This is a genomic window from Lentimicrobium sp. L6, assembly GCF_013166655.1.
Classification (GTDB): domain Bacteria; phylum Bacteroidota; class Bacteroidia; order Bacteroidales; family UBA12170; genus UBA12170.
Genome location: NZ_JABKCA010000059.1, coordinates 16,909 through 34,719 on the forward strand (window position 1 = coordinate 16,909; position 17,811 = coordinate 34,719).

Sequence of the window (17,811 nt, forward strand, 5' to 3'; positions counted from 1 at the left end):
ATGAGATTTCCTAGAAATTACAGCTTAAAAGAAGTCAGTAAACTCATTGGAGTTAACAAATATGTTGGTGCTGACGATTATGTAGTAAGTGGAATTAATGAAATACATATGGTAGAAGCGGGTGATCTAACTTTTGTTGATCACCCAAAATACTATAGTAAAGCATTAAACAGCGCTGCTACAACTATATTAATTAACAAAGAAGTAGATTGTCCTGAAGGCAAGGCTTTAATCATTTCGGACACCCCATTTGACGACTACATGAAACTCGTTAAACATTTCCGACCTTTTGAAGCTTCCACCTCCTCTATCAGTCCTAAAGCAGAAATTGGAGAAGGAACTATTATCCAACCAGGAGCATTTATTGGAAATTATGTAAAAATTGGAAAGAATTGTATTATTCACGCCAATGCATGTATTTACGACCATTGCATTCTTGGTAATGATGTGATCGTACATTCTGGTGCTATCATTGGTGCTGATGCTTATTATTTCCAAAAGAGAGCAGATGGCTTTAAAAAGTTTGAATCTTGTGGTAGAGTTATTCTAGAAGATAAAGTTGAAGTTGGTGCATTATGTGCCATCGACAAAGGAGTAAGTGGCGATACCATCATTGGTGAAGATACCAAAATGGATAACCACAGTCAGATTGGACATGACACCCAAATTGGTAAAAGATGTTTGATAGGAGCTCATGCTGCTATTGCAGGAGTAACAAAAATTGAGGATGATGTTATTATCTGGGGTAGAGTAGCCATAAACAAAGATATTGTTATTGGTAAAGGAGCAGTCATATTAGCCACATCAGCTATTGACAAGTCAGTAGAAGGTGGCAAAACCTATTTTGGTAGCCCAGCTATTGAAGCTAGAGAGAAGTGGAAAGAGATGGCAACCTTAAGGCGTTTAGCTAGAGAAAATAGATAATAAAAAGGACTGCTTATTTAGCGGTCTTTTTTTGGCTTAGGGCTTCTTTATTTCTAATATCCAATATTACTAATATGGCCGCAAAGCCCCAGAAAGGCACAGCAGCTTTATCAGAATCTAAGAAATTATTAAGCAGGCCATGAATGAAATAGGTAACAAAAGCTACCAATATCCCCATAACCATGACTCTATTAGAGCGATTAGCATCTTGCTTATAAACACGAACTCCAGTAGAAATAATTGCGATCCCAATTAAAAGGAAGGTCACTAAACCAAGAACACCTTTATCAGCCAATGGACCCAAATATTCACTATGTGCATTTCCTCCATCACCAAAATCGGTACTAATTATAGTTTTTTCACTTGCTCTTTGCATTGGAGCATACACAAACTGATAAGTACCAGGTCCCCATCCTACTATGGGTCTTTCTTCGAAAAGACGAAGTGCACAAGCCCATCTATTAATACGTTCTAAGTTTGAAGCATCTGTAGCAATATTACTTGCGGAAGATACATGCTCCATAAAATTTGCAGAGGAATCTTGATCATTCTTTGATAATTTATCTAAAATTTGATTTTGAAAAGTAAAGAATAAGCCTACAACGCTAATAATTGTTAATGCTACATATCGTAATTTTATCTTATAATATATTAAAACAAAAACGCCTATTCCACCAATAACAGATAACCATGCTGCACGACTGTAAGATAAATACAATGCAAACAGAATGATTAAAGTAGCAATAATAGAATACATTTTCAGACTCTTAGAATAATCATCTGTAAATATTAAAGCCAAACCAATAGGCAAATAAAACGCAAGGATCATTCCATAGGCTGTATGATCATTATAGAAAGGAGACATCACCCAGTGTCCTGCTTTAGTTTCAAATCCCCACATAGAATGATGAATAGTGGTATAGATAATCACAATGATTAATGGGATAATATAAAGCCAAGCAAACTTTCTGATATCAGAATCTTTCTTGATGATTTTACTAAAAATGAAGTAAAAAGGAACGACAAACCATAGTTGTGAAACAAAGTACTTTAATGATACAATAGGTAATTCACTCGTAAAGGTAGTAAACAAAGTCCAAGTCAAACTAAGAGCTAATGCAATGGTTATCGGGTGTTTTAGAAACCTTTTATCAAAGCTCCAATCAAAAAATATTTTTATAATAAACAATAATAATACCCCAGCCATCAATGGTTCTGTCGGCAGAGACACCCCTACTCCAAAGTCATTATCTTTAAGAATTATTGCTAAAGGAGTAAAGAAAACAATCAACCAGATCAGTTTATCTAAAGCAAAAAAGTAAAGAAGAATAAAGAATAAACCAAATGGAATGGCAAAAGCATAATATTGATTTTTAGCCACAAAGTACATGTTGGCCAAAACAAATAAAATGCTGAGCAAGTAAATAATTCCTATTTTTACTTTGGAGGAGAACAAATTAAATCGCCTTTCTAATTCGTAAATTCTCAATAACACCAATCACAATAACTGAGAGTAATAATGTTGTAAACATCGTTAAGGCCACAATTAACCATCTCACTGGATATGATTTCTTATCAGCAGCAAAAGGCTCTTCAATAACGTTAGTATATGAAAACTGTCTATCATAATTGGCATCGGCCTTATCTAATTCACTAGTTATTTCTCTTAATAATAAAGCTTGATGCTTTAAAGTCTCAAGACTAAGCAATAAGTCTCCACCTTTAGCCTCCATACTTTTTCTCAATCTACTAACTTCGTCTTTATTAATTCGTGTGGAACCTCCTTCTACTGTACCCAACAAACCTTTCATTACTTCAGAAGATTGAGCACCATATTCTATTAACCCATCTTCAGCTGCCAATACATGCAATACACTTTTTATGGAATCAATAGATTGAATTTTTCTTTGTTTAGCTCTTTCCCACATCCCCACAACTTCGCCAAACTTTTCTTCATGCAGCATTTTAATTTTCTCATTATAAGCAAGAATAACCATTTCAACCATTTCTTTGGCTATTTCTGGATCTCTATCTAAAACTTCAATTCTTAGAGCTTCACCAGGGGTCTTTCCAATCTTCACACTCTCTTTATATTCATTTATCAGAGCAGTAGTAAAATACTCATAATCAGGAGATATCTCATAATGCTCAGCAAGATTAAATTCCTCAATAACACGATCTCTCACATAACTAGCTTGAAGAATTTGATACATTTGCTCAGTTTCACTTTCTTCAGAATATGGTGAAATATTAGATGGATATATTACCGCCCAAGATTTAAATTTGGGAGTAATTAACCAAGAGCCTGAAAATACTGCTGAGCCTACAAAAGCTATAAGCAATATGACAGCCAAATGAACCCTCCATCTTAAAAGGGTATTAATGACGTTCAGATTATTAAAATTGCTTTCCATTATAATATGATTTATTCTTATTCTATGCTTATTAAAAACTAATTTCTTATCAATTGAGCTTAACTCTTTATTATTATCTTTTCCATAATACCTAATTTGATTTAGGATTAATTGAATTATGCTTTTTTTTTTATTTGTAACTTTTCTAGTTGCTCAAAAGTAATAATAACTAAAACTGTAAGAAATAATGAACCAAAAATTGATAATATTACAATCAACCATCTTATTGGATATGATTTCTTTTCTGCTTTATATGCATTATTTACAATAAATTTTTGAGGTAAATCTTGTTCAGCGTCTACTTTTGCTTCCTCATATTTAGCTCTAATTTCACTCAGTTGTTTTTTATCATGTTCTAATGCATCTCTAATGGATACATAAGGACCGCCATAATTTGCTAAAATATCTAGTTTACCTTCTAAACGCTGAATATTTGCATTATTGCCCTTGGCTATTTCCATGGCCAACTGACGGTTGATCATCTCTGATTGTGATTCATAATCATGCACTCCTAATTTACGCAATACTGTTAAGGAATCCTCTTTGAGCTTAATTTCTAATCTAAGCTTAAAGTACTCTCTTTCAACTATCTTGAAAGCCTTATTTGCACGTATACGTTTCATATTATTCTTCACTACATCGTATAACAAAGCAATTTCATTAGCTATATCAGCAGCAAATTGAGCGTCTTTATCGTAAACAATAATTTTTACAGCACTATTTTCAGTTCGTTTAAACTTTATATTTGATTCATATAACCTATACAATTTCGTGAAATGATAAGAATCATCATCATTAATCCCATAATGAGAAGAAAGATGATACTTCTGAATGATACTATCACGAATGATATTGGAATTTAGAATCTGTAACATTTGTTCTATTTGCTCATCCTCTCCAAATTCCAATATATCTTCTTTGGCCGCATAGTTGGTGCTCAATAAAGCTTTGGATATAGCATTGGTGGAAGTTGGGAACAATACCACTTGACTTTTATAAAGTGGTGTTATAAAGTAGGGTGTTGAGAATATTACAGACAATATTGCAGCCAACAAACCTACAAGGAGAAATGTTCGTCTCCATTGAAATAAAAACGTAATAAAATTTGAGGAATCAAATCCTTCGTAAGTATTATTATTCATAATCGATATGAACCTTTTAGAAAGCCCAAAAATAGAACTATTTTCTAAATAAGAAAATATAAATATGTAATTAGATCGGAATTAATAAAAAGCTATTTTAATTGGTCGTTTTTTATAATTTCAACAAACTCTTTTATACTCAAGAGCTTCATCAAAACAGCTATTAATAAGGAAGATAGAGAAACAAAAACCAATTTAAGAACCCAGTTATACGTAATTACGAAAGTAGATGTATAACTAATAATTAAAGTAAAAATAATAAAGCCAAATAATCTAATGATAAAATTATTATCAATTTTAAAATTAAATTTACTTTTCACAACATACAATTGGGCGATGGAAGAAAATGACAATGCAGATAAATTTGCAACTGCAGAACCAAAAGCATGATATTTCGGTACTAAAACCAGATTTAAGGTCACACTAATTATAAGACTAATAGCAGCAATAGTATTAAGTTCTTTTAAACTTCCATTAGCAGTTAGTAAAGTACCAAAGATATAGGAGGTTCCCATGGCCATCACACCAAAAATAATAACACTGTAGACCGAGGATGATTCACTTATATGCTCATCGTATAATAATTCCATTATTTCGTAACTATAAAAGAAAGTGCATATTGCCAAAATACTGGTAGCCACAAACAATAAAGAAAAGGATACTCTAACAATATTGATTAAACTCTCTTTTGCCTTGATTAGGTGAGAAAAGAGGGGTAATAACAAAATAGCAAACAAAAAGCTGATTTGATTTGTTGCTTCTAATATTCTATAAGCATGTGCGTATACTCCAGATTGGATATTACCTATTTCATTTGGTAATAATTTGTCAATCATCACCGTATCAATTCTATTATAAAAAGTCATTAATAGAGTAAGTAAGGCAAATGGCATGCTCTTTCGTAAAATCATTAAGAAGAATGGAATATTCCAATTTATGGCTAAAGACTTACTTTTAATGACGACTACTGAATAACCAATAATTGCAGCAATAATATAAGCTGAGGTCTGGGCATAAACAAACCATTCTATTTGAAATTCACCAGAAATAACATGACCCCACAGCAAAACTGCCATGATTATAATCATCAGACTCCTATCTAAGACCGACATAAAACTCTCCGTCCTAAACATGAGCATTCCAGAAATATTAGATCTTATATATAATATAAATGATAGTAAAAATTGATTAAAACCTACTAAAGCCAATAAACTCAGCTGAGAACCCCTATAACCCCAAAGTAAGCCTATCCCTATTGTGACAATAAAATAAAGGAAACCCAAAATTAGTTTTAAGCTCACTATTCCAGAAAAATGTTTAGCTAATAATTGAGTATTCTGAGCAATATTGCGATTATTGAAATTGGTAACTCCTAAATCCAATAAAATATTGAAAAGGAAACTAAAGTTGAGGATGGTATAATAAAAGCCGAATTCCTCTGCTCCCACTACGTTTTGTACTGTCCTATCTATACCAAAAACCCAAAATGGCTTAATCAGCAAATTGAGTAAAAGCAGTAATCCTAGATTAGTTATAAACTTTCTCTGCATAAATTTATAGATCGGCAGTTAAATAATAGTCATTCTTGTATCTTTGCGGCAAATTTAAGGATTAGAATTGGTAATTAATAGTTTCTAAGTGAAAATAGCTGTCAATACAAGATTATTACTCAAAAACAAATTGGAAGGCATAGGTTGGTTTACCTTTGAAAGCCTGAAAAGAATAACTCAACAACATAAGGAACATGAGTTTATCTTCATTTTCGATCGCCCCTATAGCGACGATTTTATTTTTGGAGATAATATCACCCCAGTGGTAACTGGCCCTCCTGCTCGTCATCCCATTCTTTATTATATTTGGTTCAATTATAGTGTTCCCAAAGTATTGTCGACCCATAAAGTCGATCTTTTCTTATCTCCAGATGGATATATCCCTCTGAATTGCAAAGTCAAAACTCTTGCAGTTTTCCATGATTTGAATTTTGAACACTACCCAAAAGATCTGCCATCTAGCGAGCGCTACTACTATAGGAAGTATTTTCCTCGATTTGCTAAGAATGCAACGCGAATAGCTACTGTATCTGAATATTCAAAAAAAGATATTTGTGAACTCTATAAAGTTGATGAAGGTAAAGTAGATGTGGTATATAATGGAGCCAATGAAAAATTCACTCCCCTACCTGCTAATATCAAAAAATTAGTCGTAGAAAAGCACACTGGTGGTAAACCTTATTTCATTTTTATTGGAGCTTTAAATCCTCGAAAGAATTTGGTCAACTTGATGAAGGCTTTCGATTTATTCAAAAAGAATGACCGTTCAAGTGTTCAATTACTGATAGTGGGTGAAAAGATGTTTAAAACAGATGAAATTTTTGAAACATACGAACAAATGTCATATAAAGCCGATGTTGTTTTTAGTGGCAGATTGAATGCCTTAGAATTACATAAAGCCCTGGCCTCAGCACTGGCTCTCACCTATGTTTCTTATTTCGAAGGATTTGGAATTCCAATAGTTGAAGCTTTTTATACAGGAACCCCGGTTATCACCTCCAATGTTACATCTATGCCTGAAGTTGCTGGTGATGCAGCTTTATTGGTAGATCCTTTTTCACCTGAAGATATTTCATTGGCTTTAAAGAAGGTATCGGAAAATGCCGATTTAAGAGCTGAACTTATAGAGAAAGGAAATCAAAGAAAACTTAAATTCCATTGGCAAAATACAGCGGACAACCTCTGGAAATCCATTAATAAAACTGTGAATCAATAAAACCTATAATATGAATATTTTACTTTTAGGATCTGGCGGAAGAGAACATACCATGGCTTGGAAAATGAGCCAAAGCCCCTTATTAAAACAATTATTCATTTGCCCTGGAAATGCAGGCACTTCTAAATACGGAACCAATGTTTCTGTTAATATTGATGACCATCAGTCATTGACAAATTTTCTTCTTACCGAGAAGGTAGATATGATAGTTGTTGGCCCTGAGCAACCTTTAGTAGAGGGTATTCATGATAGAATTGTTGCTGATGAAAAATTAAAACACATCTCAGTTATTGGTCCTAAAAAAGAAGCTGCGGAATTAGAAGGCAGTAAAGATTTTGCTAAACAGTTCATGCAAAGACATCATATTCCGACTGCTGCCTATCAAACTTTTGATAAATACAGTTTGGAAGCTGGAATTGAATATTTAAAAAACACCAAGGCTCCTTACGTTTTAAAAGCCGATGGTCTTGCTGCTGGAAAAGGAGTTATTATCCTCACTGATTTAGAGGAGGCCATTAAGGTGTTTACAGAAATGATCACTGAAGACAAATTTGGTTCTGCAGGTCACCAAGTAGTGATTGAAGAGTTTTTAACGGGTGTTGAACTTTCTGTTTTCGTTCTTACTGATGGGGATTCCTATGTTTTATTGCCTGAAGCCAAAGACTATAAGAGAATTGGTGAAGGTGACACCGGCCCTAATACGGGTGGAATGGGAAGTATTTCCCCTGTACCTTTTGCCGATGAAGCCTATATGAAGTTGGTGAAAGAAAGAATCGTAGAACCTACTGTTTCTGGACTTAAAAAAGATAAACTAGACTACCAGGGTTTTATATTTATTGGTTTGATAAATGTTAATGGAAATCCTTATGTGATTGAATATAATGTGAGAATGGGTGATCCAGAAACAGAAAGTGTTCTTCCTCGACTTGAAACTGATTTAGTAGAACTATTCAATGGAGTTGCAAACAGAAATCTTGGAGAAATGACAACTACTTTCTTAGCTAAAGTAGCAGCTTCGGTAATGTTGGTTTCTGGAGGATATCCAGATGCTTATGAGAAAGGGAAAGTGATCACGGGTTTGGAGGAATCTGATGAAAACATATTATTCCATGCAGGAACAAAAGTAGACGAGCAAAATATAGTAAGCAATGGCGGACGAGTATTAGCCATTACAAGTTTAGCTGATACTATGGAAGATGCCCTAAAAGCCTCTTATAAAAAAGCAGAGAAAGTCGATTTCGAAGGCAAGTATTACCGCAAAGATTTAGGCTTCGATTTATAAAAGATAATTAATATAAAGAGCCTAATCTGCCAATAGCGAAAAGCGAAGTACTAAAAGCCAAATACAAATGTTATTAAGCCTATTTAAAAAAACCTATTTTGTTCAAATTAGTGGAATTATAATTTTCGCTATAGTGATGGCCATACCAGGTTTTTTTCAGGACAAAACTGCTTTTTGGCCCGATAATACACTGTTTTTAAAAGTGAGTTGCTTACACCCTAGCCTACAAATCAATTGGCTATATCAAGGTTTGCAATTTGCTCTATTATTAACTCTTGCATTTTTTGTTAAATTGCTCTTCACCAGGCACCAACTGGTTCATCACCTCAATTTTATCCCTTCCCTATTAATTATTGCTTTATTTAGCTTTCAACAGCCTTTTGAATATCAGCTCATTAATACCATCAGTTTATTTCTTTTAGCCTTTGCTTTTAGCTTTCTTTTGAATGGTTTTGATGATGATAAACCTGATAATAGCTTATTCACTGCCTCCTTATTCATCTCATTATCTAGCTTTTTAAGCTATTCAAATGTATACTTTATTATTTTAGTATGGTTGAGTTTCTTTGTATTTCAAATTTATAGCTGGAGGTATTTCCCTATCACACTCGTTGGACTAATTACCCCTTATCTCTTCTTTTTCACCTGGTTATATTGGAATGACAAACTCCATCTTGTTTTGATAGAATGGGATCAAATATTAGATCAACTTATAGTATTGCCGAAAATTGATAGTCTAGTCCATATTTTCATCTTTAGCATCCTCGGATTTTTAATCTTATTAAGCTTAGCTAAGATTATTCCTGAAGCTCCAGGTAAAATCATTGCCATTAGGAAAAAGATATCTATTAGCCTTTGGTTTCTATTTATCAGCTTATTTCCATTTATATGGAGCCCAGATATCATCTCAAGAAATATCATTCTCATTCCTGTTGCAGGATTAGTGGGTTATTATTTAAAGACAGTGAAAACAAGAAAGTTTTGGGTAGATTTAGTATTTACTATTTTTATCCTCCTCTTAATTTTCAATAAATACTATTTGGCTTATGCTGAAAGAATATTTCTCAACTAAAGTTACTATAGAGGCCGGTTGCGACGAAGCTGGAAGAGGTTGTTTGGCTGGTCCTGTATTTGCTGCTGCAGTCATATTACCACCGAACTTTAAGAATGAGCTCTTAGATGATTCCAAAAAAATAAATGAAAAGAACAGAAATATTCTGAGAGAAATTATTGAAAAAGAAGCTTTGTATTGGGCAGTAGGGACCTGTAGTCCACTTGAGATAGACAAAATTAATATATTAAATGCGAGCATCTTAAGCATGCATAGAGCATTAGATGGTTTAAAACAAAAGCCTGAACTCATCTTAGTGGATGGCAATAAATTCAAACCCTATCATGATATTCCTTATGAAACCATTATTAAAGGAGACGGAAAAATGATGTCCATTGCTGCTGCATCTATTCTTGCCAAAACTCATCGTGATGAATATATGCAGAAAATCCATTTAGAAACACCTTATTACGACTGGAATAAGAACAAGGGATATCCAACCAAATTTCATAAGAAAGCCATTGCCGAACATGGAACAACAATTCATCATCGAATGACTTTTAATATGACGGAACAATTGAAATTAAAAGTTTAAACCTGATACCTTCATAATAAAATGATTGCTAATTATCCATTATTTTCTATCCTAATTCATTAGAAACCTTTATTTTTGCAAGCGATTTGTACAAGAAAGAAGAAATAAAAAACACAAGGATTGAATTTTGGGATGAATTCCAAAAATTCTCCGCTCCCAAGAGGCGTAAATTAGGGAAACCTAAAACATGGACCATGCAATATACTGGTGTAAAAGCCTTAGACCTCAAGTTTCATATAGATAGAAAACTGGCCTCTGTTGGCATCGATGTGGTTTCAAAATCGCTTGAAAGCAAGGTGGCATACTGGAATAAACTACTCGGTTTAAAAGTTTTATTAAACGAACTTTTTGAGCAAGAAGTGGTTTGGGATGATATGTTTACGCTTGATAGTGGAAAAGATATCATTAGAATAGCTGTTTACAAACACAATGTCAATATCATGAATAAGGAATGCTGGCCTGAGGTTTATGAATTCTTTTTTGAAAATATGATTAAGTTTGAAGATTGGCTGGAGGAGTATAAGGATATTTTAAAGGTACAGAGAGAAATTTAGTTAACAGTTGATAGTGAACAACTAACAGTTAACAGTGAATAGTTAGGTTTGAAACAGTTAATCTAAGTTGCCTGAGTCTACCTAGTCGTTAAACAGGCATGTCGAAGGTGATGCAACAAAAGAGAGCTAACAAGTGATAGTTAATAGTTAAAACTAAATGTCTATTACGGAGAAAGTGCTCATCAGGCTCCCTTTAGGGTTGGGGCAAAACTGATGAGATAAAAGCTATTAAAAAACAACAAAAAACAACATATAATGAACAGCTTAGAACAATTAAAGAAATTCACAAAAGTAGTGGCAGACACTGGAGATTTCGAGTCTATTAATCAGTTTAAACCATTAGATTCAACTACCAATCCATCATTAATTTATATGGCGGCACAGGATAGTAAATATGCTCACCTGGTAGATCTAGCTTTAGAAGCTGCTAAAAAATATAGCGATGATAAGGCTCAACAATTGGAGCATGCATTAGATGTTTTGGCTGTAAACTTTGGATTAGAAATTTTGAAAATCGTTCCCGGTCGTGTGAGTACAGAGGTGGATGCTCGTCTTTCTTTTGATACTCAAAAAACCATTGCAAAAGCTCATCAATTGATTGAACTTTATGCTGCCGCAGGAATTGATAAAGAAAGAATCCTCATAAAAATAGCTGCTACTTGGGAAGGAATTAGAGCAGCAGAAATACTTGAAAAAGAAGGCATCCATACTAATCTTACTTTATTATTTAGCAAGGTTCAGGCTGTTGCTTGTGCTGAGTCTGGTGTTCAGTTGATTTCTCCATTTGTAGGTCGTATTCTCGATTGGTATAAAAAAGATAGAGGAGTCAGTCATATTGCAGCTCCTGAAGACCCAGGCGTTTTATCTGTTACTGAAATTTTCAATTATTATAAGAAATTTGGCCATAGCACTGAGATTATGGGTGCTAGTTTCCGTAATAAAGAAGAAATTATTGAATTAGCAGGTTGTGATTTATTAACTATTTCTCCTAATTTATTAGCTGAATTGGAGCAAAACGAAATTGAAATCACACAAAAATTAAATCCTGAAACAGCTAAAGATTTAGAAATTGAGAAGATATCAACTGATGAAGCTTCTTTCCGTTGGCAGATGAATGAGGATGCCATGGCCACTGAAAAGCTCTCCGAAGGTATTCGTAAATTTAGCGTTGATTTAGTGAAACTAGAAGTATTTATAGCCGCTAAGATGTAAGATATATTAAATTTAGAAAGAAGGATTTGTTTTCTCAAACAAGTCCTTTTTTTATACCCTAGAATAAGGGATGCTAAAGTAAAAGGCGGAACCTTTACCAAATTCACTTTCAGCCCAAATTCTTCCCTCTAACATCTCCACATAGGCTTTACAAATAGTCAAACCTAGGCCTGCTCCTTGTCGCGCTGAAACATCAATGACTTCTGCCTGAATAAACCTTTCAAAAATAGCTTCTAATCTATCCTGTTTCACCCCTATCCCCGTATCTTTTACAAAGAACTCTAACAACTCTCCTCTTAATTCATAGCCAAACTCTATCTGGCCTACATCGGTATATTTCAGCGCATTTTTAATCAGGTTAGCAAGAATGGCATCTAGTTTATGACCATCTGTAGAAATTATGACTTCATTATCTTTCAAACTTCTACAAGATTTTAAAATAAGTCCTTTTAAATCAGCCTCAGGCTTAAAAAAGGCATAAATATCATCTAGACTTGCGTTTACACTTATCTTGGATTTATTTAACGACATTAATCCAGATTCAATTTTAGAAATATCAACAATATCGTTGATGATATTCAACATGCGCATCCCGCTCCTCTCTATCACCTTGATATACTCCTTTTGCTCTTCGCCGCTGATATCTGGATCCTTCAATAGTTCTGAGAATCCTAATATTCCATTCATGGGAGTTCTGATTTCATGGGACATATTAGCTAAAAAGGCAGACTTTAATCTATCACTCTCCTCTGCCTTTTCCTTAGCTTCAAATAACTCACTTTCTATTTCTTTTTCCTTAGAAATATCAAATGAGATTCCTCCTATAGAAGGTTCCTCATCTGGAAAATTTAATACAAATTTAAAATCATGAAGCCAAACTTTTTTCTCATTAATCACACATGGATATCTTAAATCGACCCTAGTCATGGCCCCATCCAAAAGGTTTTTTTCATATCTATCGATTTGAGCTGCAACACTAGAATCAAAAACTGGTTTTAATAGGCTGCCATTCTTGGATTGCTTTAATCCTGAGATATTATTAACCATATCGTTCATATAAACTAGATTTTGATCATGGTCTTTTATATAAACAAAAGCAGGAGTATGATCCATAAAACTTTTAAAAACAGACTCGCTCTTTAAAACTTTTTGTGTGATTTGCTTTACTCTATACCTTAATAAGGCAATAAAGATAACTAATGCTAAAATCACAAGAATGATAAAAATGATTAATTGTTGCAACCATTCCGGAAATACAACTAAAGTCCCAATTTCCCCATGAGCCCATTTCTGACGAGCTACATTATAAATGGAATTTCTATCATGCTGCCATTTTAATAAATAGGTATTGAGTGTATTGATTAAGTCTTCATTCTCACCTTTCTTCACAGCAAAGAAGATATCAAAGGGATTAAAAACAATTCCAGTGGACATGAGGCCATATTGCCTGTGATTTGGAGCTCCATAGGTATTGTTAACAACACCAGCATCCACATCTCCCGATGCAATGAGCTGAAATACAGAGGGAGAATCTGCTGTTTCGAAAAAGGTACAAGATATGGAGAGCTTACTTACTAGCTCTTTTAAATGCGCTCCATTTTGGTCAGACTTCATTACTGCAATCACCTTTCCTTCCAAATCTAAAACACCTTGAATTTCGCTATGTGGATCCACATAGACTTCGCTCCAAACCGTAAGTAAAGGAACAGAAGAATAATCTAGGAACTCGGCTCTATCTTCGGTATAAGCAACGCTGGTTAATAAATCGACCTCCCCATTTCTAATTCGTGTTAAACCTTCGTTCCAGGTTCCAAACACATAAACGAATTGGATATTTTCTTTGGTAGCAATCTCGTTTAATGCATCCACATAGAATCCCTTTATTTCACCATCCTCATCTTGAAATATACCAGGATGAAAACTAAAAGCTCCTACCTTTACTATTCTTTGGGCATCAACATTCCATGTGACTAATATCAATAAAGCTAATATGGTAAGTACTCTTTTCAATTATTTTAGTTTATAGATAAATGAGCATTCTATTATTCAAAATATTAAAATTGGTATTCAAATATAATGAAAAATATTCAGAACTCTTAATTTAAAATCATTCAAAATAAACAATTCACACGAAAAAAGAGGTTAAAAAGCAGCTATAAAACACCTACCACGTACCTGCTGGAGCAAAAAGAAAATCAATTGGGTTATCAATATCATAAAGAAGCTGATGAGCTTTAGTTTCCTTTTCACAGAAAGGTTGAATAAGCTTTACCATATTTTGGTATGTTTCTTTGGTCAGAATACAAAAGAAGGTTTCATTGTCTTTAGTAAGAATGCCATCATCTTCTTTACCAATGCCCATAATCATATTACAATTACGTGGCTCTATAAAATCTATCGCAGCTAAATTCATCTTTTTATTCTGTTTAATGATAAGCTCCTCTATTAACTCCTTAAAAAGTAGGGATTCCGAACTATCAAAATCATAGAGACGGATTAGACTCTCTCCAAACTCATTAATATTTTCTATAAAATCTAGCTGCATAGTATTTCTTGCTTTATGGTTGAGATTTTGCAAAGGTAATAAGTATGCAATAGCTCAATTAAAAAGCCCAATAAAAAATACTGGACTTTTAAAGAATCTTCTAAACACTACTTGACTACTTTTTGACAAAGATCTCTCCAGCAATTTCATTCTTCGATTTCACTTGGATATAATAATAGCCAGGAAGTAAATCTTGCACAACAATACTTTCAGGGAGCTGTTCAAAACTTTGAATAGTCTGCCCCAGCGAATTGAGGAGGTTAAGTTCTAAAACTTTTTCTGGATTTTGTAAATCAAGTTTTATATAGCTCTGAGCTGGGTTCGGATACAGTGACAAGCCTTTGAGTTCAACAAGTTCTTGGAGTCCTGTTTGTGAACCATTGGCTTTACTTCCAAAAATGATGTAATTATTTGGACTACCATTATATTTCACTTCTAACAAGGGAATTTCACCACCTTGTTTATACCATAAATAGGATATATAGGTAATGGAACTTTGAGTAACAAAGGTGGTATCTTTTTCTACTCGTTTTACTCTAAACACATTGTTATGAGTTTTATTATCGGGCATTTTTAAGGTTCCGAAACCATCATATTTTACCTGTGCCCTCCTCTCACCTGTAGCCAAATCACCATAGTAAAAAGTAGAAGTAATATCTGAAGTTTCACCATACTCTAGTGGGAAAGCCATTAATGCAATAGGAGGAAACCAACCTGATGCTGATGGTGGACGATAACGATACATCATCAAAGTATCATTCTGAAAATCATAATAGCCCAAGAGTTCTCCACTCACTCCATTGGTATGTCGTTCGAAAGCTGCATCAGGAAAGTATTCTGCCATATCGTGTTGTTTCTCTCTATATGAATCCACATTCACAAAGCTGGCATAGCTTTCAAATGGCAAATAAGAAAAATCCCAAGTATAATCAGGTCCAGTTTCCAATTCTAAATCATGCTGAAAATTACTCTCTGGAATAAAAATAATAGAGTCACTATCTCCAATATTAGGCATATCAGAACTTGTGAAAGCAGGCTGTGCATAGGAATCGCCAATGATAAAAAAAGCCATTGAAAGCAAAAGCATTCTCAAATGAGTAAAATAGATTTTCTTCATAATTTTTGTTTTAGGATGAATAATAAAACAAAAGAAGAAAAAATGAAGAGCCCAAACAATACGACAGATGTCGTATTATTTGGGCTCTAAATAATTATACTTGATAGTTTAAGCCTTATTCGTTGTCATTTTACCAGCAAAATAAGCCATTGGAATATAGGCTAGAACCAAATCAACCACGATAAACCAAGTTGGAGAAGGGACCGATAAAACCATCATAATCCCACCTATTAAAAAAACAAGTCCAATAGACAATGCAAAGGTCATTTTATGAGTCGCTGCAATAAGTCCTGCTATTAAAGCTCCAACAAATGCACCCAAAGCATGTGCTAAAAATGGCATTAAATAATGAATGGGTTGCAATAAGTCTGCTGCAGCTATCAAACCCTCTGTTGTAGTCATATCAGTCCCTTCAGGGGGAGGAATGATAGAGCCACTGTATGTAATAATAGTTATATTGACAAATCCGCCTACCACTATCCCTATTAAAACAGCTAAAATATTTCTTAGAATTGATTTCATAATTTTGAATTTGATTATTTTCAAAACTAATAAATATTAGGATTATCTCAGCAAATTGGTGATAATTTATTAATCCAGAAAGACTCATTACTTTAATAAAAGGAATTATTCCATTTTTCTTTGTCCACTTATTATCACTAAATAAGACTATTTTAAATTGATGATTAGCTTTACAAAGCATCGATTTTAATTAATCCGTTGAAATCAGTGTAATTAGTGGATCTCTTTTTTTAAAGATTGAAGTGTTTAGATAAGTACTTATTCAAATCTAGAATAAAAACACATAATACAATGATATTCAGTCTTTTTACATTTTCCCCAACCCCAAGGGGAGCGAAAAAAGTATGCTCCAAAACAATTAGCTCTACAGTTTAGTAAAAAAAAACTTATAGCATACTGAATCAGACACTATTAAGCTATTAAGTAATTGAACACCTCAATTTAAAAACAATAGCGTCCTAATAATTATTAAAGATTCCTCGCTACGCATCGGAATGACAGGTGTTTTGACAACTCTTAGGAAGAAGGGCTTTGCTTTTTTCAATGCCAAAAGCAAAGCCCTTCTTCCTTCCTGTCAAACTCTAACACCCTGTCATTCTGAACGTAATGAAATGAAGTGAAGAATCTTTTTTAATATGGAACTCTTCTTTTGGACAGTATTGATTTAAAAATTATGTTTGTTAGCCTTATATTTACTTCATCCGAGTTTTTAACACAGCCTCAACCTCTTCATATTTAAAACCTTTTGCTTTTAATAGAATGAGATAATGATATAATAAATCCGCTGCTTCATTCAAGAATAAATCGTCATTGTCATCTTTAGACTCAATCACTAATTCTACAGCCTCCTCTCCTACTTTCTGGGCTACTTTATTAATACCTCTTTTATATAACTTATTGGTATATGATTGTTGGTCATCCTCCTCTATTCTTTGGTTAATAACACTTTCCAACTGATAAATGAATCCTTTAGCCGTTTTATCTTTAAAACAAGATGTACTACCCGTATGACAAGTTGGGCCTATAGGATTGGCTTTGATAAGAAGTGTATCTTGATCACAATCTAATTTGATATCTGTTACATAAAGGCAATTCCCAGATTCCTCTCCTTTTGTCCATAATCGGTTTTCCGATCTGCTAAAGAAGGTAACTTTATTCTCTTTCTGTGTCTTCTCAAAGGCTTCTTTATTCATATAGCCTAGCATCAACACTTGTAATGTTTTATCATTTTGAATGATTACTGGAACTAATCCATCACCCTTATTAAAATCTATATTCATTGTGTTTTTGTTTATTGTTTATTATTTTTTTGAGGTAGACAAATAAAACTTAAAGTCAATCGAAGTCATTTATGAAAACATCATAAAAATTATTTTTTTTTGTTTGCCCCGACCCTAAAGGGTGCAAAAAATTATCAAGTTTAATTAAGTTCACTTTTTTAAATTTAAACAATCAATTTCTAACTTATCCCTCACCAAAGCAACATGGAAAGTATGTAATTTTACACCTCTATTAATTTCAACATCTGTTGTGACTGGAATCAAATCCTCTTCCTTTACCACTTGCTCTTAGAGTCGCAAGACCATCAATCACTCCCTTAAGGGTTGGGGCAAATGATTGATTTTCGTCTTTATAACCTGAGTTCGGTTTTTAACTATCTGAAATTCAGTTGTTAATGGTGATATTT

At 33.5% G+C, this 17,811-nt stretch carries 16 protein-coding genes; 7 read left to right on the top strand and 9 right to left on the bottom strand.

Features of this window, described 5'->3' with window-relative positions; genetic code table 11:
- The gene (locus tag HNS38_RS14565) at positions 1-924 is read left to right on the top strand and encodes a UDP-3-O-(3-hydroxymyristoyl)glucosamine N-acyltransferase (protein ID WP_172281470.1); all 924 of its coding nucleotides are present in this window, start codon (positions 1-3) and stop codon (positions 922-924) included.
- Between the two features lie 13 nt (positions 925-937).
- Here the strand turns inward: HNS38_RS14565 and HNS38_RS21230 are convergent, their stop codons facing one another.
- The 4 genes from HNS38_RS21230 to HNS38_RS14585 form a co-directional block, all read right to left on the bottom strand.
- Complete coding sequence (locus tag HNS38_RS21230) at positions 938-2,305, bottom strand: O-antigen ligase family protein (protein WP_172281472.1); 1,368 nt, start codon at positions 2,303-2,305, stop codon at positions 938-940.
- 76 nt (positions 2,306-2,381) lie between these two features.
- Entirely contained in the window at positions 2,382-3,338 is a 957-nt protein-coding gene (locus tag HNS38_RS14575; RefSeq protein ID WP_172281474.1) for a hypothetical protein, read from the bottom strand.
- 116 nt (positions 3,339-3,454) lie between these two features.
- Positions 3,455-4,480, bottom strand: coding sequence for a hypothetical protein (locus HNS38_RS14580; protein WP_172281476.1), 1,026 nt, complete (start codon positions 4,478-4,480; stop codon positions 3,455-3,457).
- Between the two features lie 92 nt (positions 4,481-4,572).
- Entirely contained in the window at positions 4,573-6,030 is a 1,458-nt protein-coding gene (locus HNS38_RS14585) for an oligosaccharide flippase family protein (RefSeq protein WP_172281478.1), read from the bottom strand.
- An 88-nt stretch (positions 6,031-6,118) separates the two neighbouring features.
- Here HNS38_RS14585 and HNS38_RS14590 point away from each other — a divergent pair, with 88 nt between their 5' ends.
- The 6 genes from HNS38_RS14590 (at position 6,119) to tal (ending at position 11,940) form a co-directional block, all read left to right on the top strand.
- The gene (locus tag HNS38_RS14590; protein ID WP_172281480.1) at positions 6,119-7,246 is read left to right on the top strand and encodes a glycosyltransferase family 1 protein; all 1,128 of its coding nucleotides are present in this window, start codon (positions 6,119-6,121) and stop codon (positions 7,244-7,246) included.
- Positions 7,247-7,256: 10 nt separating this feature from the next.
- Positions 7,257-8,528: a phosphoribosylamine--glycine ligase gene (gene purD / locus HNS38_RS14595; protein ID WP_172281482.1), complete on the top strand. Its 1,272-nt coding sequence runs from the start codon at positions 7,257-7,259 to the stop codon at positions 8,526-8,528.
- 67 nt (positions 8,529-8,595) lie between these two features.
- The gene (locus HNS38_RS14600) at positions 8,596-9,600 is read left to right on the top strand and encodes a hypothetical protein (RefSeq protein ID WP_172281484.1); all 1,005 of its coding nucleotides are present in this window, start codon (positions 8,596-8,598) and stop codon (positions 9,598-9,600) included.
- A complete protein-coding gene (locus HNS38_RS14605) occupies positions 9,575-10,174 on the top strand; it encodes a ribonuclease HII (protein ID WP_172346645.1) in 600 nt (199 codons plus the stop codon). The genes HNS38_RS14600 and HNS38_RS14605 overlap by 26 nt, the downstream gene beginning before the upstream one ends.
- An 86-nt stretch (positions 10,175-10,260) precedes the next feature.
- A complete protein-coding gene (locus tag HNS38_RS14610; protein WP_172281488.1) occupies positions 10,261-10,728 on the top strand; it encodes a DUF4268 domain-containing protein in 468 nt (155 codons plus the stop codon).
- 255 nt (positions 10,729-10,983) lie between these two features.
- Positions 10,984-11,940, top strand: coding sequence for a transaldolase (tal, locus tag HNS38_RS14615; RefSeq protein ID WP_172281490.1), 957 nt, complete (start codon positions 10,984-10,986; stop codon positions 11,938-11,940).
- Positions 11,941-11,991: 51 nt separating this feature from the next.
- Here the strand turns inward: tal and HNS38_RS14620 are convergent, their stop codons facing one another.
- The 5 genes from HNS38_RS14620 to hisIE form a co-directional block, all read right to left on the bottom strand.
- Positions 11,992-13,950, bottom strand: a complete 1,959-nt coding sequence (locus HNS38_RS14620) for a histidine kinase dimerization/phospho-acceptor domain-containing protein (protein WP_172281492.1) — start codon at positions 13,948-13,950, stop codon at positions 11,992-11,994.
- Between the two features lie 154 nt (positions 13,951-14,104).
- A complete protein-coding gene (locus tag HNS38_RS14625; protein WP_172281494.1) occupies positions 14,105-14,485 on the bottom strand; it encodes a hypothetical protein in 381 nt (126 codons plus the stop codon).
- 115 nt (positions 14,486-14,600) lie between these two features.
- Entirely contained in the window at positions 14,601-15,602 is a 1,002-nt protein-coding gene (locus HNS38_RS14630) for a T9SS type A sorting domain-containing protein (RefSeq protein ID WP_172281496.1), read from the bottom strand.
- 108 nt (positions 15,603-15,710) lie between these two features.
- Positions 15,711-16,124: a hypothetical protein gene (locus HNS38_RS14635; RefSeq protein WP_172346646.1), complete on the bottom strand. Its 414-nt coding sequence runs from the start codon at positions 16,122-16,124 to the stop codon at positions 15,711-15,713.
- Positions 16,125-16,816: 692 nt separating this feature from the next.
- On the bottom strand, positions 16,817-17,404 hold the full coding sequence (hisIE, locus tag HNS38_RS14640) for a bifunctional phosphoribosyl-AMP cyclohydrolase/phosphoribosyl-ATP diphosphatase HisIE (RefSeq protein ID WP_172346647.1): 588 nt from the start codon (positions 17,402-17,404) through the stop codon (positions 16,817-16,819).
- Between the last annotated feature and the right edge of the window lie 407 nt (positions 17,405-17,811).

Bases quoted from the DNA above. Each gene is read 5' to 3' on its own strand.
- HNS38_RS14635 (WP_172346646.1), bottom strand. From the start codon at position 16,124: ATGAAATCAATTCTAAGAAATATTTTAGCTGTTTTAATAGGGATAGTG.
- tal (WP_172281490.1), top strand. From the start codon at position 10,984: ATGAACAGCTTAGAACAATTAAAGAAATTCACAAAAGTAGTGGCAGAC.
- HNS38_RS14600 (WP_172281484.1), top strand. From the start codon at position 8,596: ATGTTATTAAGCCTATTTAAAAAAACCTATTTTGTTCAAATTAGTGGA.
- purD (WP_172281482.1), top strand. From the start codon at position 7,257: ATGAATATTTTACTTTTAGGATCTGGCGGAAGAGAACATACCATGGCT.
- hisIE (WP_172346647.1), bottom strand. From the start codon at position 17,404: ATGAATATAGATTTTAATAAGGGTGATGGATTAGTTCCAGTAATCATT.
- HNS38_RS14565 (WP_172281470.1), top strand. From the start codon at position 1: ATGAGATTTCCTAGAAATTACAGCTTAAAAGAAGTCAGTAAACTCATT.
- HNS38_RS14575 (WP_172281474.1), bottom strand. From the start codon at position 3,338: ATGGAAAGCAATTTTAATAATCTGAACGTCATTAATACCCTTTTAAGA.
- HNS38_RS14605 (WP_172346645.1), top strand. From the start codon at position 9,575: ATGCTGAAAGAATATTTCTCAACTAAAGTTACTATAGAGGCCGGTTGC.
- HNS38_RS14625 (WP_172281494.1), bottom strand. From the start codon at position 14,485: ATGCAGCTAGATTTTATAGAAAATATTAATGAGTTTGGAGAGAGTCTA.
- HNS38_RS14630 (WP_172281496.1), bottom strand. From the start codon at position 15,602: ATGAAGAAAATCTATTTTACTCATTTGAGAATGCTTTTGCTTTCAATG.
- HNS38_RS14580 (WP_172281476.1), bottom strand. From the start codon at position 4,480: ATGAATAATAATACTTACGAAGGATTTGATTCCTCAAATTTTATTACG.
- HNS38_RS14585 (WP_172281478.1), bottom strand. From the start codon at position 6,030: ATGCAGAGAAAGTTTATAACTAATCTAGGATTACTGCTTTTACTCAAT.